17 protein-coding genes and 1 riboswitch are annotated in these 18,561 nt (G+C 71.0%); of the genes, 11 read left to right on the plus strand and 6 right to left on the minus strand.

Features of this window, described 5'->3' with window-relative positions; genetic code table 11:
* The first annotated feature begins 2 nt into the window (after positions 1–2).
* Positions 3–1,172 (plus strand): pyridoxal phosphate-dependent aminotransferase, encoded by a 1,170-nt coding sequence (locus AB0F40_RS06725; RefSeq protein WP_357465348.1) that lies wholly within the window; start codon positions 3–5, stop codon positions 1,170–1,172.
* A 30-nt stretch (positions 1,173–1,202) separates the two neighbouring features.
* Here the strand turns inward: AB0F40_RS06725 and AB0F40_RS06730 are convergent, their stop codons facing one another.
* Positions 1,203–1,667 (minus strand): DUF6328 family protein, encoded by a 465-nt coding sequence (locus AB0F40_RS06730; RefSeq protein WP_357465349.1) that lies wholly within the window; start codon positions 1,665–1,667, stop codon positions 1,203–1,205.
* A gap of 165 nt (positions 1,668–1,832) precedes the next feature.
* On the opposite strand from AB0F40_RS06730, the gene AB0F40_RS06735 reads away from it, so the two are divergent.
* Positions 1,833–3,380: a hypothetical protein gene (locus AB0F40_RS06735; protein WP_357465350.1), complete on the plus strand. Its 1,548-nt coding sequence runs from the start codon at positions 1,833–1,835 to the stop codon at positions 3,378–3,380.
* Positions 3,381–3,504: 124 nt separating this feature from the next.
* Here the strand turns inward: AB0F40_RS06735 and AB0F40_RS06740 are convergent, their stop codons facing one another.
* Together AB0F40_RS06740 and AB0F40_RS06745 are read right to left on the minus strand one after the other, a co-directional pair.
* Positions 3,505–3,876 carry a hypothetical protein gene (locus AB0F40_RS06740; protein ID WP_357465351.1) on the minus strand — a complete coding sequence of 124 codons (372 nt, stop codon included), beginning with the start codon at positions 3,874–3,876 and terminating at the stop codon, positions 3,505–3,507.
* Entirely contained in the window at positions 3,873–4,403 is a 531-nt protein-coding gene (locus tag AB0F40_RS06745) for a SigE family RNA polymerase sigma factor (RefSeq protein WP_357465352.1), read from the minus strand. The genes AB0F40_RS06740 and AB0F40_RS06745 overlap by 4 nt, the downstream gene beginning before the upstream one ends.
* A 200-nt stretch (positions 4,404–4,603) precedes the next feature.
* Here AB0F40_RS06745 and AB0F40_RS06750 point away from each other — a divergent pair, with 200 nt between their 5' ends.
* Positions 4,604–5,371, plus strand: coding sequence for a helix-turn-helix domain-containing protein (locus AB0F40_RS06750; RefSeq protein WP_357465353.1), 768 nt, complete (start codon positions 4,604–4,606; stop codon positions 5,369–5,371).
* Entirely contained in the window at positions 5,361–7,955 is a 2,595-nt protein-coding gene (locus AB0F40_RS06755; protein WP_357465354.1) for a PEP/pyruvate-binding domain-containing protein, read from the plus strand. The genes AB0F40_RS06750 and AB0F40_RS06755 overlap by 11 nt, the downstream gene beginning before the upstream one ends.
* Before the next feature lie 19 nt (positions 7,956–7,974).
* On the opposite strand, the gene AB0F40_RS06760 is transcribed toward AB0F40_RS06755, so the two are convergent.
* Complete coding sequence (locus AB0F40_RS06760; RefSeq protein ID WP_357465355.1) at positions 7,975–8,835, minus strand: SDR family oxidoreductase; 861 nt, start codon at positions 8,833–8,835, stop codon at positions 7,975–7,977.
* Positions 8,836–8,980: 145 nt separating this feature from the next.
* On the opposite strand from AB0F40_RS06760, the gene AB0F40_RS06765 reads away from it, so the two are divergent.
* Both AB0F40_RS06765 and AB0F40_RS06770 read left to right on the plus strand, forming a co-directional pair.
* Positions 8,981–9,667: a PAS and ANTAR domain-containing protein gene (locus AB0F40_RS06765; protein ID WP_357465356.1), complete on the plus strand. Its 687-nt coding sequence runs from the start codon at positions 8,981–8,983 to the stop codon at positions 9,665–9,667.
* Between the two features lie 77 nt (positions 9,668–9,744).
* Positions 9,745–10,581 (plus strand): endonuclease/exonuclease/phosphatase family protein, encoded by an 837-nt coding sequence (locus AB0F40_RS06770; protein WP_357465357.1) that lies wholly within the window; start codon positions 9,745–9,747, stop codon positions 10,579–10,581.
* Between the two features lie 13 nt (positions 10,582–10,594).
* On the opposite strand, the gene AB0F40_RS06775 is transcribed toward AB0F40_RS06770, so the two are convergent.
* Both AB0F40_RS06775 and AB0F40_RS06780 read right to left on the minus strand, forming a co-directional pair.
* Positions 10,595–11,005, minus strand: a complete 411-nt coding sequence (locus AB0F40_RS06775) for a VOC family protein (protein WP_357465358.1) — start codon at positions 11,003–11,005, stop codon at positions 10,595–10,597.
* Positions 11,006–11,128: 123 nt separating this feature from the next.
* Complete coding sequence (locus AB0F40_RS06780; RefSeq protein WP_357465359.1) at positions 11,129–11,512, minus strand: hypothetical protein; 384 nt, start codon at positions 11,510–11,512, stop codon at positions 11,129–11,131.
* A 189-nt stretch (positions 11,513–11,701) separates the two neighbouring features.
* Here AB0F40_RS06780 and AB0F40_RS06785 point away from each other — a divergent pair, with 189 nt between their 5' ends.
* The 5 genes from AB0F40_RS06785 to AB0F40_RS06805 all read left to right on the plus strand — a co-directional run bounded on the left by AB0F40_RS06785 (position 11,702) and on the right by AB0F40_RS06805 (position 18,521).
* The gene (locus AB0F40_RS06785; RefSeq protein ID WP_357465360.1) at positions 11,702–12,607 is read left to right on the plus strand and encodes a LysR family transcriptional regulator; all 906 of its coding nucleotides are present in this window, start codon (positions 11,702–11,704) and stop codon (positions 12,605–12,607) included.
* A 473-nt stretch (positions 12,608–13,080) separates the two neighbouring features.
* Positions 13,081–13,198: riboswitch (glycine riboswitch) on the plus strand.
* A gap of 244 nt (positions 13,199–13,442) precedes the next feature.
* Positions 13,443–16,412 carry an aminomethyl-transferring glycine dehydrogenase gene (gene gcvP / locus AB0F40_RS06790; protein WP_357465361.1) on the plus strand — a complete coding sequence of 990 codons (2,970 nt, stop codon included), beginning with the start codon at positions 13,443–13,445 and terminating at the stop codon, positions 16,410–16,412.
* Between the two features lie 87 nt (positions 16,413–16,499).
* The gene (gcvT, locus tag AB0F40_RS06795) at positions 16,500–17,669 is read left to right on the plus strand and encodes a glycine cleavage system aminomethyltransferase GcvT (RefSeq protein ID WP_357465362.1); all 1,170 of its coding nucleotides are present in this window, start codon (positions 16,500–16,502) and stop codon (positions 17,667–17,669) included.
* 54 nt (positions 17,670–17,723) lie between these two features.
* Positions 17,724–18,095 carry a glycine cleavage system protein GcvH gene (gene gcvH, locus AB0F40_RS06800; protein WP_357465363.1) on the plus strand — a complete coding sequence of 124 codons (372 nt, stop codon included), beginning with the start codon at positions 17,724–17,726 and terminating at the stop codon, positions 18,093–18,095.
* Positions 18,096–18,296: 201 nt separating this feature from the next.
* Entirely contained in the window at positions 18,297–18,521 is a 225-nt protein-coding gene (locus AB0F40_RS06805) for a helix-turn-helix transcriptional regulator (protein ID WP_129789475.1), read from the plus strand.
* Positions 18,522–18,561: the final 40 nt, after the last annotated feature.

Here is an 18,561-nt window from a genome sequence, read left to right on the forward strand (position 1 = left end):
GCATGAAGGTCTCTCGCCGGTCTCTCGTGCCCCCGTTCGCCGTCATGGAGGTGCTCGCCGCCGCGAACGCACGCCGCGCCACCGGGGCGGACGTGCTCAACCTCTGCGCGGGCGAGCCGTCGACCGGCGCATCCGACGTCGTCCGCGAGCGAGCGATCGCGCTCCTCCGCGACGGCACCCTCGGCTACACCGAGGCGATGGGTGTTCCCGCGCTGCGCGCAGAGATCGCCGGCCACTACAAGCGCTGGTACGACGTCGACGTCGACCCAGCGCGGATCGCCGTCACGACGGGGTCGAGCGGCGGGTTCGTGCTCGCCTTTCTCGCGTCGTTCGACGTCGGCGACCGGGTGGCCCTCGCCCGGCCCGGCTACCCGGCCTACAAGAACATCCTGTCGGCGCTGGGCTGCGAGGTCGTGGAGCTCGACTGCGGCCCGGAGACCCGCTACCAGCCCACGGTGTCCCAGCTCAACGAGGCGTACTACGGGGGAGGGCTCGACGGCGTCATGGTCGCCTCGCCCGCGAACCCGACCGGCACGATGATCACGCCGGCTGAGCTGGCCGCGATCGCGGCGTGGTGCGCCGACCACGACGTGCGCCTGATCAGCGACGAGATCTACCACGGCATCGCCTACTCGGACGAGGTGGCGCAGGCGACGGCGGCGACGTTCACCGACCAGGGCGCGGTGGTCGTGAACTCGTTCTCGAAGTACTGGGCGATGACCGGCTGGCGGCTCGGCTGGCTCGTGCTGCCGGACGAGCTGGCCGCGCCGGTCGATGCCCTCGCCGGCAACGTGGCGCTCTCGCCGCCCGCGCTCGCGCAGCTGGCAGGCATCGCAGCGTTCACGCCCGAGGGCTACGCGGCGGCGGCGGAGAACGTGGCACGGTACGCGGCGTCGCGCACCCTGCTCCTGGAGCGGCTGGACGAGCTCGGCTGGCGCCCCGTCGCGCCGGCCGATGGTGCGTTCTACCTGTACGGGAACATCTCGGCGTTCGGCCTGGACTCCGTCACCTACTGCGCGCGACTGCTCGCCGAGGCTGACGTCGCGATCACTCCCGGCACGGACTTCGACGGAGTGCACGGGCACGAATGGGTGCGCTTGTCGTTCGCGTCCTCCCTGGAAACGGTGTCGCGTGCCGTCGACCGCATAGTGGCCTGGCACGCGACGCTCTGACCGGGCGCGCGTGGGCGCTGGTGCGCCCTGTCAGCTGCGGCGGCGCAGCACCTCGGGCAGCACCACCCACACGACGGCCAGCAGCACGAGCACGCACGAGCTGACCACTATCCCCTCGACCCGCCCCACCACGACGTCGAAGACGAGCAGCGTCGCGCCCGTGATCACCAGCCCGAGCACCCCGAGGGCCACGCGGGTCAGCCGGTCGCCGATGGTGACGATGTGGGCCTTCATCTGCTTGCGGAACAGGGACCGGTGCACGCTCACCGGCGCCACGATGAGGGCGGTGGCCGTCACCGAGGTCACGACCAGAACCAGGTAGACGGTGCGCTGGTAGGTGTCGAGATCGGCGAACCGCGCCTGGAACGGCAGCGTGAGCAGAAATCCCGTGAGGATCTGGACACCGGTCTGCATGACACGGAGCTCCTGGAGGAGCTCGTTCCAGTTGCGGTCGGCACGTTCGGCGGGTGATTCGCTGCGTCCATCGGTCTCCACGGTCCCATTGTGGCGCGATTCGGACGGTCCGGGCGGTCGGAGCAAAATTCACCCGCTCGGATCACCGTCTCCCGTGGCCCGCCCCCTGCGACCGGGGGAACATGCCGCTGGGGCGGGACGCGTCCGCGTCCCCGCGACGAGGGGGCTGCAGTGATGAGATCGATCATGCGAATGCCGCTGAGCATGGCGCTCGGCGCGACACTGATGGTGACGGGCGTGGCCGCGACTCCGAGTGTCGCCGCCGAGCCGGGTTCAGCGAGCTCGGTGGGTTCGCCGGGTTCGGCAGCGATGACCAAGCGGGTCGACGACGTCGTCGTGACCGCGAAGATCTCGCTCCCGCCCGGGTCGGACGTGCAGGGGTCCATCGCCGGCACACTCAGCATCACGCACAACGGGACGTCCGCCGCGATGCGGTCCGGGCGCATGACGATGGTCGACCCGGAGGGCCGCGACCTCGTGGGCGCGCAGTTCGCCGCGTCCGGTACGGCCAACACCTGGACCTCGACCGTGCCGCTGTCCGCGGACGCCGTACCGGGCGTCTATCAGGTCAGCGTGGACGCGGAGCTCGCCATCACCACCGACGACGGCGTCGTCAACGTGCCGATCCGCACGGCGAACCCTGTCCTGGTGCCGTTCCGGGCAAAGCGGAGCATCCCCATGATCTGGACGTCGCCGTCGAGCGCTCCGGCCGGCTCGACCATCTCGGTCTCCGGCGCCGCGAACATGAGGAACCTCGGGTCGGGCGACTACGCGCCGGCGACGGGACAGCAGGTCAAGGTCTACTTCGACCCAACGGGCGACGCGCCGGAGGCACTCCGGGCCACCCTCACGACGGACGACCGCGGCTACTTCACGACCCGGCAGAAGGCCGGTGCGTCCGGGAAGTGGCGGGCGGAGATGCCGATGACCGACACGGGCGCTCGCACGGCGTGGACGATCACCTCCGCGGAGCGCGAGCGCAAGACCCGGCTGCGGCAGGGTTCGGTCAGCGCTACCCAGAACGGCTTCACGGCGGGCGACCACCTGATGACGCACGACGTGGTGGTCGGCCTGGCCCCGGTGCAGCGCCGGGTCGACGTCGGCAGCCTCGGTTTCGCCATCGGGGGGAAGTCCGGCTGGGTCAGCGCGGAGAGCCGGCGCGGTGAGGGCAGCTTCCCGGACGGGTTCCAGGTGCAGAAGGAGCTGGTGCACTCCGGGGTCGGCACGAGCCACGTGACCCTCACCTTCAACCCGACGCTTCCGGCCGGCGTCTACGACATCGGCATCCGGGACGCGATGAAGGCCTGCTCCGCACCGGACTGGGAGGAGAACGACGCCGCCAGTGGTGCGAGCAACTGCACGCACGACGTGCTCGTTCAGGACCCCACGGTCACGGCCATCGTGGTGAAGCGCGCCAGCACCACCACCGTCTCGGCGTCCGAGACTTCGATCCCTGACGCGGGAACCATCAGGCTGCGCGGTGAGGTGCGGAAGGTGCAGCTCGTGAGCGGGGGCGGAGCCCAGGACCGGCCCGCACCGAACACCGACGTCAAGCTGTACTTCGACCCGGCGGGTACGGCGGCGCCCGTCTACAAGAAGACGGTGACCACCGGTGCGGAGGGTACGTACTCGACGCGGGTCGTGACGAACAGCTCGGGCCGGTGGATCGCCAAGTACACGGGCACGAGGCTGCAGGCGCCGTCGCGGGACGCGGTGCGCGTCACGGTCGGCTAGCTCGGTGAGCCGGCCGGCCAGCGAGCCGGCGAACGAAGGTCCGCCTCCACCATGCGGTTCCGCATGCTTTCTCACGAGGATGCATGCTGAACCGCATGGTCGAGGTGGACCTTTCTGCGTGTCCTCAGTCATAGGTGGGGAGCTTGGCGTTGTCCGGGACGGACACGCGCGGCGCGCCAGGCATCAAGCTCGCCGATGACCCGGGGTCCGCCGGAACGTCAGGCTGGGTCTGGTCAAGCCCCACCAGCTCCCGCAGCTGTGCGCCACCCGGAACTGCGAGCTCGCCCATCCCGGGTACGGGCACCGGTCCCGCGAGAGCCAGCGAGAACGCCACGGCGACCGCCGTCGTGCAGGCTCCGGCGGCCTGCCAGGACCGCCGACGTCGCAGCGCGCGCCGGCTCCCGGCCAGTACCTCGTCCGCGTCGAACCGATGTTCCTCGACCGTGTCGGCCCCTGACCTCAGGCGGGCCAGGACGCCTGTGTCGTCGATGCTCATCGCGCACCCTCCTCGAAGATGTCGCGCAGGCGGGCGATCCCGCGCGCGTTGGCGGACTTGACGGTCCCCAGGGCGATCCCGAGCTCGCGGGCGGTCTGTTCCTCGGAGAGGTCGAGCAGGTGGCGCAGCACCACCACCCGGCGCTGCGTGAGGGGCAGCAGGGACAGCGCGCGCATCACCTCGTCACGCACGGCGACGCCGTCGGCGGGTCCCGTGACCGACCCGGTGGGGACCGCGTCGGACACCACCTCGTGGCGGGTTCGGCGCCAGCCGTCGATGCGCAGGTTGAGCAGGATCCGGCGAGCGTAGGCGCGAGGCTCACGGTCGCGGGCCTTGTGCCAGGACCGGTAGGAGCGCTCGAAGGTCGCCTGCACCAGCTCCTCGGCCCGGTGCGGGTCACCGGACAGGAGGAGAGCCGTCTTGTAGAGATACGGTCCGGCGTCGTGCACGAACGCCGTGAACTCCTGGTCCTTGGTCCGGGCCACAACGACACGGACCAGCGGGTCGTCGCTCACCTCGGCGGACACGGTCGCGCGCTCTCCCTCGTCATGTCCCCCACCACGCGGGGGACTGCGAGAAAGGTTCCACGTCGGGGGAAGCAATCCGAATCCGCAGGTGAAGGGCTCGAACAACGCGATTGACCGCACCGGTGGACGGGGCTAACCTCAAAGTTGACCAGATGGACGAATCTGGTCACCTGTTCACGAGAGCCGGACGGAGGCGACACATGAGCGCAGACATCACCCGCCGGCACGGGACCACCCGACGCCGGATCGAGCGTGCCGAGCGGATCCTCGACGCCGCGAGCGAACTCGTCCTGCGCTGGGGCTACGACAAGATGACGATCGACGACGTCGCCCGCCGCGCCGGTGTCGCGAAGGGGACCATCTACCTGCACTGGAGCAGCCGGGAAGAGCTGTTCGCCGCGCTCCTGCGGTGGGACCGCGCGGACATGGTCAGCGCGGTGCGCCGCCAGCTCCGGGAGGATCCGGCCGCGGCGACCCTCCCGGGGCTGTTCAGCCACCTCGCACGTGAGATCGACCGGCGCCCGCTGATCCAGGCGGCGCTGACGCAGGACTCCGAGGTGCTGGGCAAGCTCGTGCAACGCAAACGGACCAGCGGTACCGCCGGCGAGATCGTCGAGCCGTTCCAGAAGTACCTGGACCGGCTCCGCGAGCACGGGATGGCGCGTGCCGACCTGTCCGCACAGGACCACCTGACCCTCCTCGCCACCGTCCTGTACGGGTCGGTCGCGGCCACGCGGATGCTGCCGCAGGCCTTCCGGGTCCCGGACGGGCGCCAGGGCGAGCTGCTCGACGACGCGTTCGAGCGTCTCCTCGTGACGGACCGGACGCCGTCGGCGGCGGCGCTCGCCGCCTGCGCCACCGCGACCTACGAGTACGTCGACCACGCCTACGAGATCGCGCGGGCCAAGCTGCGCGAGTCGCTCGGCGACGACCTCCGGCCGGAGAAGGACGAACCCCATGACCACTGAGATCGATCAGCCGTTCGTGCTGGACCTCGCGGACCCGGCGGCGGTCCGGTTGGAGCTGACCGGAGGCAAGGGCTCGTCCCTGGCCCGGTTGGCAGCCGCGGGTCTGCCGGTCCCTGGCGGCTTCCACGTCAGCACGGGCGCGTACCGGGCGGCGGTCGTGGGCGCCCCGCAGCGCGCGATCATCGACGCGATGGGGGCGGTGGACCCGGACCGGCCCGAGACCCACGAGGCCGCGGCGGCCCGCATCGCCGAGGTGTTCGCAGCCCTGGAGGTCCCGGCAGCGGTGGCCGACGCCGTCCGGGCCGGGTACTCGCGGCTGCGCACCGCCGGCGATCCGGCCGACGCGCCGGTCGCCGTGCGGTCCTCTGCCACCGCCGAGGACCTGCCCGGAATGTCGTTCGCCGGCCAGCAGGACTCCTTCCTCAACATCCGTGGCGCGGACGCCCTGCTGCGCGCCGTCCGGGACTGCTGGGGATCCCTGTGGACGGCGCGTGCCATCGGCTACCGGGCCAGGCACGGCATCCCCGCCTCCGACGTGACCCTCGCCGTGGTGGTCCAGCACCTCGTCGACGCCGACGCCGCGGGCATCCTGTTCACGGTCGACCCGATGACCGGCTCCCGCGACCGGGTGCTCATCAACGCGGCGTGGGGGCTGGGGGAGGCCGTCGTCGGCGGGCAGGTCACGCCGGACACCTACCTGGTGGCCCGCGTCGGCGGCGCGGTCGAGGCCGGCGTGAGCACCAAGGAGGTGCGGACCGTGCGGACGGCTGACGGCACCCGGAACGAACCCGTGCCCCCCGAGCTGCGGGACCGCCCGGCGCTCACCGACGAGCAGGCAGCCCGGCTCGCGACGCTCGGGACCCGCATCGAGGAGCTGTACGCGGTGGCCATGGACGTCGAGTGGGCGCTGCGCGACGGGTCACCGTTCATCCTCCAGGCACGGCCCGTCACGGGCGCCGCCGGACGGCATGCCGTCACCGAGGTATGGAACGACAGCCTGCGCGGCGACTACCTGTGGACGAACGCCAACCTCGGCGAGGCGCTGCCGAGCGTGATGACGCCGCTGACCTGGTCGCTCGTGCAGATCTTCATGGCCAATGCCATGGCATCGGCCGAGCTCGGACACCCGGTGTACGGCACCATCGGCGGCCGCTTCTACATGAACCTCAGCGTGACGGAGACGGTCGGCCGCGCCCTCGGCATGACCAAGCTGTCGGACGCCGCGCAGCGCGAGGTCTTCGGTCAGCTCCCCGGCCACGTCGACATCCCCGTCATCCCGATCGGGCGGTGGGCGCTGATCAAGATGCTCGTCCCGGCGGTCCGGGCCAATCAGAAGGCGCTCGCCGCCGACCTGCGGGCCCTGCCGGGCTACCTGGCGACGGCCGAGCGGCGCGGCACCGAGCTGCGCGAGCGCGTTGCCCGTATCGACGACGTGGGAGAGCTGGCCGCCTTCTGGCGCGAGGAGCTCGCCCCGTACCTGGTGGAGAGCTCCCGGATGCTGCGCGGCGCCGGCAAGCAGGACGGCAACGCGTTGCTCAAGCTCCGCCGCGACCTGCGGGAGAAGCTCGGCGACGCCGATGCCGAGGCGCTGACGTCGGGTCTGTCCGCCGGGGGCCAGGGTCTCGCCAGCATGGGGCCGCTGGTCGGCCTGCGTGAGGTGGCGCGCGGCAACATCGACCGCGAGACCTACGTGCGCCGGTACGGGCATCGCTGCGCGGACGAGTTCGAGGTCTCGGAACCCCGCCCCGCCGAGCAGCCGGGCTGGCTGGACCGGCAGCTCGCCGGCCTGACCGAGACGGACGTCGACACCCTGCTGGCGCGGCAGGACGAGGTCCGGGCTGCCGCATGGGCGCGCCTCGACGAGCGGTCACCGCGCAAGGCGGCGGCGCTGCGGCGTCGGCTCGCCCGCTGGTCCACGACCGCGCGCGACCGCGAGAGCGCACGGTCCGAGGTGGTCCGTACGTTCTGGGCGCTGCGTACCTTCGCGCTGCGGGCCGGCGAGCTCACCGGTCTGGGCGACGATGTCGTCTACCTGGACAGCGACGAGCTGGTCGGCGTGCTTGGCGGGGCCGAGGTGCCGCGCGGGCGCATCGCGATCCGGCGTGCGACCTACGAGCAGTACCGCGACCTGCCCGCCTACCCGGCGGTGATCCGCGGCCGGTTCGACCCGGTCCGGTGGGCGTCGGACCCCGCGCGCCGCACCGACGTGTTCGACGAGCACGGCCTTGCGGTCGAGGCCGGCGACGAGGTCCGCGGCTTCCCGGGTGCGGCGGGAGTGGTCGAGGGCGTCGCACGCGTGGTGCGCACGGTGGACGACGGCGACGCGTTGCGGCCCGGCGAGGTGCTGGTCACCTCGATCACCAACGTGGGCTGGACCCCGCTCTTCCCGCGCGCGGCCGCCGTCGTGACGGACGTGGGCGCGCCGCTGTCGCATGCCGCGATCGTCGCTCGTGAGCTGGGCATCCCCGCGGTGGTGGGGTGCGGTAACGCGACGATGCGGTTGCGCACGGGCGACCTGCTCCGGGTCGACGGCGCGCACGGGACCGTGGAGGTCCTGGAGCCGGCGGGCGCCGGGAACGGCTGAGCGTCCGGCGGCCCCGCCGTCAGAACACCGGCTTGCCGCCGGTCACACCGAGCACCGTCCCGGAGACGTACGACGCCGTCACGGGGGAGGCGAGGAACACGAACGCCGGGGCTACCTCGGCGGGCTGCCCCGCGCGGCCCAAGGGCGTGTTCGAGCCGAACGACGCGACCTTCTCCTCCGGCTGGGTGGCCGGCTGCAACGGCGTCCAGATCGGGCCGGGAGCCACGGCGTTCACCCGGATCCCACGGGGTCCCAGCTCAGCGGCGAGGTTCACCGTGATGTTGTTGATGGCAGCCTTCGTCGACGCGTAGTCCAGGAGCGAGCTCGACGGCTGGTACGCCTGGATCGAGGAGTTGTTGATGATGGCAGCGCCCTCGCCGAGGTGCGAGAGCGCGGACTGGGTCACCCAGAACAGCGCGTACAGGTTGGTCTTGAGCACGCGGTCCAGCTCGTCGGTCGTGAAGTCCTCGATGGATCCTCGGCGTGCCATCTGATAGCCCGCGTTGTTCACCAGCACATCGAGGCCGCCCAGCTCACCGGCGGCCCGGTGGACGACGCCGCGCGCGGTCGCCTCGTCCCTGAGGTCCCCGGGGAGCAGCGCACACTTACGGCCCGCCTTGCGGACCCACTCCGCGGTCGCCCTCGCGTCCTTCTCCTCCTCGGGGAGGTAGGAGATGGCGACGTCGGCACCCTCGCGGGCGAAGGCGATGGCCACCGCGCGTCCGATGCCGGAGTCACCGCCGGTGACCAGGGTCTTGTAGCCGACGAGCTTCTCGCTGCCGACGTAGCTGGCCTCGCCGTGATCCGGAGTCGGGGTCATCTGATCGGTCGCTCCGGGCGGGTCCTGCTGCTGCGGTGGGAACGGCTGGTCCTGGCTCATCTTGTCCTCCATCGTCGTGTGGCGTGTCCGACCGACGTGGTGGCCTCTCCTCGACCCTCGAAAAACACGCTAGCCCGAGCGCTGACGTGTCGCATATCCCGTACTGTCGGAGCAGCGGTTCTGTGTCAGTCCTGGAAGGAGCGTCGTGACCTCCCCAACAACCCCCAGCGAGCCCCCGCTCGACGAAACGCTCGAGGAAGTGCTCGCCGGAGGCGCCCGGCCGCCCGTCGGGCGGTATCGGCTCGACCTGGCCACGGGTCAGTGGGCATGGTCGGACGAGGTCTACGTGATGCACGGGTTCGACCCGGGTCAGATCGTGCCGACCACACCGCTCATGCTGTCCCACAAGCACCCCGACGACCGGGCGCGGGTCGACGGGCTCCTACGCCGTGCCGCCGAGACCGGGCAGCCGTTCAGCTCGGTGCACCGGATCCGCGACGCCCAGGGGAAGACGCGCACGCTGGCCGTCACGGGCCAAGGACGGCGCGATCCTGCGACCGGCCGGGTGACCGAGCTGTTCGGCTACTTCATCGACGTCACCGAGTCCCAGCGGGAGGCGGCCGCACGCGATGCGACGGCCTCGATCCAGGCGTCGGCGGAGCGACGAGCGGTGATCGAGCAGGCCAAGGGCCTGCTCATGGTGGTCTACGGCACCGAGGAGGAGCCGGCGTTCGAACTGCTTCGGCAGGCCTCGAACCTGGCCAACATCCCGGTCCGGGACATCGCCCAGACGCTCGTGCACCTGTTCGCCGGGCCGGGAGTCACGGTGTTCCCGACGCGCGAGGCGATCGACGAGTTCCTCGACAACCCGGTCCCACCGGACGACGCCTGAGCTGCTGGGCCGGACCAGCGCGCCGCACGTCACCCGTGCGGTCGCGGCCCCGGCCGCATCGGGCGCAAGATCAGCACGTGCGCATCGCCACGTTCAACGTCCAGCACGGCCTCGGCCCCGACGGCCGCGTCGACAACCGCCGCCTGGCCGACGCCGTCACGGCGCTCGACGCCGACGTCGTCGGGCTGCAGGAGGTCGACCGCGGGCAGGCACGGTCCGGGGAAGCGGACCAGGCGCGGCTCTGCGCCGAGGCGATGGGCGCGGCCGACCACCGCTTCCAGCCGGCGCTCGCTGGTCCGTTCCGCTACCCCGGCGTCCGACGTCGCGCCCGCCGGGGGGAACGTCCCGGCGCTCCCGGCTACGGCATAGCCCTGCTCTCCCGCTATCCCGTGCGGAGCTGGCACACGGTGCTGCTGCCGCCCGCCACCCCGTGGGTCTGGGGCCGGGTCCAGCTCGGCACGGACGAGCCGCGCGTGGCGCTCGCGGCACAGGTCGATGCGCCGACGGGCCCGCTCACCGTCGTGTGCACCCACCTCAGCGTCTACCGGTTCCCCGCAGCGACCCGCGTGGCGGGCCTGGCTCGGCGGGCCGCCGGCTACCGCAGCGGCACGCCGGGGGAACGGCACGCGGAACGGCAGGTGGACCACCTGCGGCGTCGGCTCGCGGGACTGCCCCGGCCGCTGGTCCTGCTGGGCGACTTCAACCTGCGCGGTTCTGTGCCGGCCGGCCGCACCGGATGGCGCCCCCTCGCGACCGGGAACACCTTTCCCCGGCACGACCCGCGGTTCCAGATCGACCACATCCTGTGGGACGGCGGCGCGGCACCCGACGCCGAGGGCCGATCGGTCGACACAGGAGTCTCGGACCACCGGGCTCTGGTCGTGGACCTGACGGTCGCCCGGCCAGCGAGGTAGCGAGCTCTGGCCGTCAGGCGACGAAGATGCAGAACGTGTGACCCATGGGGTCCGCCAGGGCGTAGAGCGGCTCCTCCGGGTCGTCGGAGCGGTCGAGGCGCAGGGTCGCACCGAGTGCCAAGGCGCGGTCCCGGGCCTCCCTGAGCGCGGCGACGTCGGGCACCGTGGTGTCGAGATGTAGCTGTTGCGGCACACCGGGCTCCGGCCAGGTCGATCTCGGGAGCTCGTCGACCTGCTGGAACGCGAGGGGTACGCCACCGTCGTTCTGGAGAACCAGCCAGTCGCTCCCGTTCGGGTCAGCCTCGCCGTTCGGCGGCGGTTCGTCACCGGGGCGGTAGGTGAGCCCGAACAGCTCCCGATAGAACTCGGCCAGGGCACGAGCGTCCGTGGTGTCGAGCACGACCTGTCGGATGCGCGGAGTCATCAGTACAGCCCACCACGTTCCGAGCCGGGTGCCAACGGAACCCGGCGCCGAAACGACCATGCACCTGCTGCCGGGCCGGGGCGTCGGCTGGCAGCAGGTGCATGGTCATTCTGGCGGAGCGGGTCAGGCTGCCTCGGCGTAGGCCCGGTGGGCTACGGCGACCGGCTGCGCGACCGGCTCCGCGACGGCGACCGGCGTTGGCGCGTCCTGTGCGGCGTCCTCGACGACAGCCAGCACCGGTGCGTCCTTCGACCGGCGGAGCCGGCCGCGGACCACGGTGAAGACCGCGTTCGCGCCGATCACGATCACCACGGTGTTCGAAGCGGCGGACGGCCAAGCGCCATTGGCCCCGGCCACGGTCATCAGGATGGTCGCCGCCAGCACGTTGGTGCCCTGGAACGCGAGGGAATCGGCGCTCCAGCGACCCCGGCTGACCATGGCATACGCCACGATTCCGGCGAGGGCGCCGAACCAGCCGAGGACGGTGATGACCATCATGAAGGTCATGGCAATACTCCTGGGGAAAAGACGGATCGAAACGATTCGAGGATGCGGTGGAGACCAGATCGGAATCCATGTGGGGGTATGGGCGTCAGGTCGGGAGAGTTCGCTCCGGCCGCCGCCAAAGTCAAGCATGAGGCAGAAACGCGTTCAGCACAATCGAATGTTTGTGACTCCGGCATGTAGCATTGCTACATGCCCACCGATCCGCGCAGACTCGCTTTTCTCCTCGCCGTACACCGCGCCGGCGGAGTGCTCGCAGCGGCTGATCTACTGCATGTGACGCCCTCGGCCGTCTCGCAGCAGATCGCTCGCCTGGAGGCCGAGGAGGGCATCGACGTGCTGGACCGCGGTCCTCGCGGAGTGACCCTCACGCCGGCCGGGCGGGTGCTCGCCGACGCGGCCGAGAGCATCGAGTCGGAGCTGGTCCAGGCGCGTCAGGCCGTGGCCGCCCTGGGCGGTGAACTCACGGGGCGGGTTTCGGTCGGGTCGATCCAGACCGCCATCCGTACGGTCGTGGCGCCGATGCTCGTCTCGCTCGCCGAGCGGCACCCACACATCGAGGTGGACGTGCAGGAGTACGACCCGCCGGAGGCGATCCGTCGCCTGCGGGCCGGTGACCTGGACGCGATAGTGCTGGAGCGCGACGTCGAGGTCGACGCCCCGGCTCCGCGCGGCGCCCACGACGTCCCGCTGCTCGACGAGCCGTGGCGCATCGTGGTCCCGACGAGCCTGCCCGAGCCTGAACGCATCGACGACCTTGCCGGGCTCATGTGGGTGGGCCCGCAGGACGGCTCGGCCGCGGCTCGCGCAGTCGGTCGCCTCGCCGCTCAGCTCGGCACGGCCTTCGACATGCGCCACGCCTACAACGACTTCGACACCGCCATCTCGCTCGTCGCCGCCGGCCAGGGGATCGCGATGCTGCCGGCGCTGGCTCTGCAGCAAGACGTGCCCGACGGCGTCGCCGTCGTCGCGCTGGCCGGTCTCGGCTCGCGGCGCATGGTGGTGCGGCACCGGAAGAACCGGCACGAGCCCGGCCCGGCGGTGCGGGCGGTCGTGGACGAGATGGTGGCGGCGGCCCGCGACATCGACCTCGGATAGTCGTCGTCGAGGTCCCCGCTGGCCGTGCCGCCTCGCTCGCCCACTGGTGCATTGGCGGGAAAGGTTCCGAGGCCAATCGGTGTTGCACCGATACCGCGAAGGTCGCTGGACTGGAGGAGGTGCTGCGTCTGGAGAAGATTCTCTGGCGCGCAGGTTTCGCGGAGGTCGCGCCTAGCGACGGCCCGACCGCGATCCAGATGACTGCCGCACGAGCGCTCGGCCTCCGCATGCCTGACGCAGTTGTCCTCGCAACTGCCGATCGGCTCGGGCTCCCCCTGGCAACGTTTGATGCGCAACTTGCGGCCAAGGCGCGGGCACGTGGCCTCGTGGTGTACGGGGCAAAGGCCACGTGAGCCTCCCTGGCGGCGAAAGACGTTTCTCAGGGCCCCTCTCCTGGCCGTTACGATGTGGGCATAACTGAAGATCTTCAACGGTCCTGGTGTCGACAGCTCGATCACCAGGACCGTGCCGCCAGAACCGTGACGGGAGAGTCCGGCCCGTGCCGTCGTCGTACAGACGCTGCGAGACCCGGCGCCGAAGGAGCAATTTCCTCCCCGGGAATCTCTCAGGCCCCCGTACCGTCACAGTGAGGCAACTCTGGAAAGCGAGCCGCCGCCGCTCTGCCCCGCGCCTGTCGAAGGGTCACGAGGTGCGGAGGCTCCACCGACGGTGCAAGTCGGCGCGTCCCGATCCCCTCCCGGACCTCCGGGCAGGATCACGGCGGACCGGCAAAACTCTCAGGTAGACGCACGCCCGCGAGCGGGCAGGGCGTCCGATGACAGAGCGGGGAGGGACCGCAGTCGTCCCCACGCCCTCGGACAGCCAGGAGCCCGCCGTGAGCACGCCCCACAATCCCGACGTCTTTGCCGACCGGCATCTCGGCCCGCGCGGCCGCGAGGTCAGCACCATGCTGGACCAGCTGGGCATCGACACCATGGACACCCTCGTCGACCGGGCGGTCCCGAAGGCGATCCGCAGCCAGGCGCCGCTGAACCTGCCGGCCGCCCGCACGGAGCCCGAGGTGCTCGCCCATCTGCGTGAGCTCGCGGGGAAGAACCAGGTCAAGACGCAGTTGATCGGCCAGGGCTTCTACGGCACGCACACGCCCGCCGTCATCCGCCGCAACGTGCTCGAGTCACCCGCCTGGTACACGGCCTACACGCCGTACCAGCCGGAGATCAGCCAGGGCCGGCTCGAGGCACTCCTCAACTTCCAGACCGCTGTGGAGGACCTCACCGGGCTCGAGATCGCGAACGCCTCTCTGCTCGACGAGGCGAGCGCCGTCGCCGAGGCCGTCGCTCTGATGTGGCGCGCGTCGAAGGCCAAGGAGGGGTACGTCGTCCTGGACGCCGACCTGTTCGGCCAGTCGCTCGCCGTGGCGCAGGGCCGCGCCGAGGCGATCGGCCTCCCGGTGGTGGTGGCCGACCTCAGCGAGGGCCTCCACGCAGGTCTGCCCGCCGAGCTGCCCGCGGGTCCCTTGGTCGGCCTCGTGGTGCAGCAGGCCGGCGCGTCGGGCCGGGTGATCGACGCGCGCGGTGTGATCGCCGAGGCCAAGGAGTCCGGCGCGCTCGTCACTATCGCCACCGACCTGCTCGCCCTGACGCTCCTGGCGAGCCCGGGCGAGCTCGGCGCCGACATCTCGGTGGGCTCCGCGCAGCGCTTCGGCGTCCCCCTGTTCTACGGCGGTCCGCACGCCGCCTACATGGCGGTCAAGAAGGGCCTGGAGCGCCAGCTGCCCGGCCGCCTCGTCGGTGTCTCCATCGACGTCGACGGCGCCTCCGGCTACCGCCTGGCGCTGGCCACCCGCGAGCAGCACATCCGCCGCGAGAAGGCCACGAGCAACATCTGCACCGCCCAGGCGCTGCTGGCCATCGTCGCCAGCATGTACGCGGTCTACCACGGCCCGGAGGGCCTCAAGGCAATAGCAACCCGCGTCCACCAGCACGCGGCAGACCTGGCCGGAGCACTGACGGCGGCGGGTGTCGAGATCGAGCACGACACCTTCTTCGACACGATCCGCCTGAACGTCCCCGGCAAGGCGAAGGAGGCAGCGGCCGCGGCAGCCGAGGCGGGCTACAACCTCTACGTCCCGGACAAGAACCACATCCAGATCTCCACCGACGAGACGACGACACAGTCCGATATCGAGACGGTCGCCACCACCCTCCTCACCACCCTGGGTCTGGAGCCGAACGCAGAGGCGGGGAAGTCGGCGAATGCTCGCGCGGGAGTATCTGTTCCCGAAGTGGAGGGCGCCCTGGCGCCCGTGAACGCTCCCGCGCGAGCGTTCGCCGACTTCCCCGCCGGACTGAAGCGAGAAACGAACTACCTCACCCACCCGATCTTCCACACACACCGCTCCGAGACCAGCATGCTCCGCTACCTGCGCAAGCTCTCCGACAAGGACCTCGCGCTGGACCGCACCATGATCCCGCTGGGCTCCTGCACCATGAAGCTCAACGCCACCGCCGAGATGGAGGCCATCTCCTGGCCCGGCTTCGCGGACATCCACCCGTACGCCCCCGTCGACCAGACAGAGGGCTACACGGAGCTGGTCACCGCACTGGAGCAGCAGCTCGCCGAGATCACCGGCTACGCGGCGGTCTCGCTCCAGCCCAACGCGGGCAGCCAGGGCGAGTTCGCCGGCCTGCTCGCGATCAAGGGCTACCACGCGTCGCGCGGCGACGAGGGGCGCGACATCGTGCTGATCCCGGCGTCGGCGCACGGCACGAACGCGGCGTCGGCGGCGCTCGCGGGCCTGCGGGTGGTGGTGGTGGCGACGGCGGACGACGGCGAGATCCTGCTGGACGACCTGCGTGCCAAGCTCGAGAAGCACGGGCAGCAGGTTGCGGGGATCATGATCACCTACCCGTCCACGCACGGCGTGTACGAGGAGCACGTACGCGAGGTCTGTGACCTGGTGCACGACGCCGGCGGTCAGGTCTACATCGACGGCGCGAACCTGAACGCCCTGGTGGGCCTGGCACGGCCGGGCGAGTTCGGCGGCGATGTCTCGCACCTGAACCTGCACAAGACGTTCTGCATCCCGCACGGGGGCGGCGGCCCCGGTGTGGGGCCGGTCGCGGTGGCGGAGCACCTCGTGCCGTTCCTGCCGGGCGACCCGACGCCGGGGGTCTCGACAGGCTCGACCGCCGGGGGGACAGGCACGCCCGTGGCCTCGACGCGGTACGGCTCCGCCGGCATCCTCCCGATCTCGTACGCCTACGTGGCCCTGATGGGGCCGGACGGGCTGACCGAGGCGACCAAGGCCGCCGTCCTGACGGCGAACTACGTGGCCTCGCGCCTCGACCCGTACTTCCCCGTGCTGTACACGGGTCCGAACGGGCTGGTCGCCCACGAGTGCATCCTCGACCTCCGCAAGATCACCGCAGAGACGGGTGTGACCGCGGAGGACGTCTCGAAGCGACTCATGGACTACGGCTTCCACGCGCCGACCCTCGCGTTCCCGGTACCGGGAACGCTCATGGTGGAGCCGACGGAGTCCGAGGACCTGGCGGAGCTCGACCGGTTCATCACCGCGATGATCGCCATCCGCGGCGAGATCGACGCCGTCGCCGCGGGCCGCTGGAGCGCCGAGGACTCGCCGCTGCGCGGGGCACCGCACACGGCGGCGTCCCTCATGACAGACAAGTGGGACAAGCCGTACCCGCGCGAGCTGGCCGCGTTCCCCGTGGCGTCGCTCCGCGCGAACAAGTACTGGCCGCCGGTGCGCCGCATCGACGGGGCCAAGGGCGACCGCAACCTGGTGTGCTCCTGCCCGCCGATCGAGTCCTACGCCGAGTGAGCCGTCAGACGACCCCGCACGTGTCAGACACACAGGTCGCCCCGGTGACCTCTCCTTCTGACAACGGGCAGACGAGAGGATTTTTCGATGGGTGAGGACCGCAAGACCCCGCTCCACGAGGAGCACGTGGCGCTCGGCGCCTCGATGACGCCCTTCGGCGGCTGGCTCATGCCGCTGCGGTACACGTCCGACCTGGCCGAGCACCGAGCGGTGCGCGAGGCCGCCGGCCTGTTCGACCTGTCGCACATGGGCAACATCAAGGTGACCGGGCCCGACGCCGCCGCGTTCCTCGACCACGCGCTCGTCGGGTACATCTCCAAGGTCCGCGAGATGGGCGCGCGCTACTCGATGATCTGCGCCGAGGACGGCAGCGTGCTGGACGACCTGATCGTCTACCGCCTCGCCGCCGGAGAGTACTCGGTCATCGCGAACGCCGCCAACGCGGAGCTCGTCCTCGGGAAGCTCCAGGAGCGCACTGCCGACTTCGACGTGGTGCTCAAGGACGTGCAGGCCGGTCAGGCACTGATCGCCGTGCAGGGTCCGCGGGCCGCCGAGATCATGCTCGCCACCGCAGGCCTCGTGGAGGACGCCGAGATCTCGGGCGGCACCGCGTTCGCCGACCTGAAGTACTACGCCTGCCTGCGCATGCGCTTCGAGGGCGAGCCCGTGCTGGTGGGCCGCACGGGGTACACGGGCGAGGACGGGTTCGAGATCTGGGTCTCCGCGGACAAGGCGGTCGCGCTGTGGCGTGCGCTGCTCACCGCGGGCGAGCCTCTCGGGCTGGTCCCGGCAGGCCTCTCCGCGCGCGACTCGCTGCGCCTGGAGGCCGGCATGCCGCTCTACGGCCACGAGCTCGACACCACGACCACGCCCTTCGAGGCGGGGATGGGGCGCGTGGTGCGCCTCGACAAGGTGTCCGACGACGGCACGCCGCTCCCCTTCGTCGGCCGGGACGCCCTGGCCGCCCGCAAGGAGTCGGCGCCCGCTCGTGTGCTGGTGGGGCTGCGCGGCGAGGGCCGGCGCCCCGCTCGCGCCGACTACGACGTCGTGCGCCGGGGTGCCGGCACCGAACCGGGCACGGTCGTCGGCCGGGTGACCTCGGGCGCGCCGTCGCCCACGCTCGGCCACCCGATCGCGATGGCCTACGTGACGCCCGAGGTGTCGGCGGAGGGCTCGGAGCTCGCGGTCGACGTGCGCGGCCGGGCCGAACCGTTCGTGGTGGTGCCCATGCCGTTCTACCGTCGTCCCCAGAACTGAACCAACGGTGGCTCGGCCACCGGTATCCCCATCCGAAACGTGCAAGGAGCTGTCATGGCCGACTTTCCCGAGAACCTCAAGTACACGACCGAGCACGAATGGCTCGACGAGTCCACGCCCGCCGTCATCGGCGTGACCGACGTCGCGGCCGAAGCGCTCGGTGACGTTGTCTACCTGGAGCTCCCCGACGTCGGAGCCACCGTCGAGGCGGGCGCCGTGGTGGGCGAGATCGAGTCCACCAAGTCGGTCTCCGAGCTGTACACCCCGGTGAGCGGCACCATCACCGAGGTGAACGCCGAGGCGGTGGACAACCCCGAGCTCGTGAACCAGGACCCGTACGGCAAGGGCTGGCTCTTCAAGGTCGAGGTCACCGGCGCGGGCGAGCTGCTCACCGCGGCCCAGTACGCAGCCCACACCGGGAGCTGACCGCCGCCGTTCTCGGACCCGGCGTCGGACCGCCTCGCAGGCCGCCTCGTGCGGATCTGCGGGGCGGTTTGGTCTCGGAACGGTAACAGTAAAAAACTTCGTCCAGAACTGCGTCATGAACTCCGTGCGGGGCGCTTTATCTCGTAGCAGCAACCGTAGGTCGGAACCCCAGAACCGGCCGCTGTGTGGAGGAAACCGATCATGACTGCGATGACCCTTGACCACCGTGTACCCAGCCTCACCCGCCGCGAGCGGGTAATCCTGGCGAACCTCACTGAGGACGCCACGCTCGAGCAGATTGCTCGACGCCTGTACGTCACCCGTAACACGGTGAAGACGCAGGTTCGTAGTGTCTACCGCAAGCTCGGCGTGTCCTCACGTGCGGAGGCGATTGCCAAGGCGAACGAGTTCCAGATCGCTGACTGACACAGACAGGTCCAACGACGACGGCGCCCATCCCCAGAGG

Origin of the sequence: Promicromonospora sp. NPDC023987, from assembly GCF_040639055.1 — a bacterium.
In the GTDB taxonomy this organism is placed as follows: Bacteria; Actinomycetota; Actinomycetes; order Actinomycetales; family Cellulomonadaceae; genus Promicromonospora.

Excerpts from the sequence above, each read along its gene's own strand:
- AB0F40_RS06775 (WP_357465358.1), bottom strand. The coding sequence starts at position 11,005 with ATGACTCCGCGCATCCGACAGGTCGTGCTCGACACCACGGACGCTCGT.
- AB0F40_RS06740 (WP_357465351.1), bottom strand. The coding sequence starts at position 3,876 with ATGAGCATCGACGACACAGGCGTCCTGGCCCGCCTGAGGTCAGGGGCC.
- AB0F40_RS06755 (WP_357465354.1), top strand. The coding sequence starts at position 5,361 with ATGACCACTGAGATCGATCAGCCGTTCGTGCTGGACCTCGCGGACCCG.
- AB0F40_RS06735 (WP_357465350.1), top strand. The coding sequence starts at position 1,833 with ATGCGAATGCCGCTGAGCATGGCGCTCGGCGCGACACTGATGGTGACG.
- AB0F40_RS06805 (WP_129789475.1), top strand. The coding sequence starts at position 18,297 with ATGACTGCGATGACCCTTGACCACCGTGTACCCAGCCTCACCCGCCGC.
- AB0F40_RS06725 (WP_357465348.1), top strand. The coding sequence starts at position 3 with ATGAAGGTCTCTCGCCGGTCTCTCGTGCCCCCGTTCGCCGTCATGGAG.
- AB0F40_RS06780 (WP_357465359.1), bottom strand. The coding sequence starts at position 11,512 with ATGACCTTCATGATGGTCATCACCGTCCTCGGCTGGTTCGGCGCCCTC.
- AB0F40_RS06785 (WP_357465360.1), top strand. The coding sequence starts at position 11,702 with ATGCCCACCGATCCGCGCAGACTCGCTTTTCTCCTCGCCGTACACCGC.
- AB0F40_RS06760 (WP_357465355.1), bottom strand. The coding sequence starts at position 8,835 with ATGAGCCAGGACCAGCCGTTCCCACCGCAGCAGCAGGACCCGCCCGGA.
- AB0F40_RS06750 (WP_357465353.1), top strand. The coding sequence starts at position 4,604 with ATGAGCGCAGACATCACCCGCCGGCACGGGACCACCCGACGCCGGATC.
- gcvH (WP_357465363.1), top strand. The coding sequence starts at position 17,724 with ATGGCCGACTTTCCCGAGAACCTCAAGTACACGACCGAGCACGAATGG.
- gcvT (WP_357465362.1), top strand. The coding sequence starts at position 16,500 with ATGGGTGAGGACCGCAAGACCCCGCTCCACGAGGAGCACGTGGCGCTC.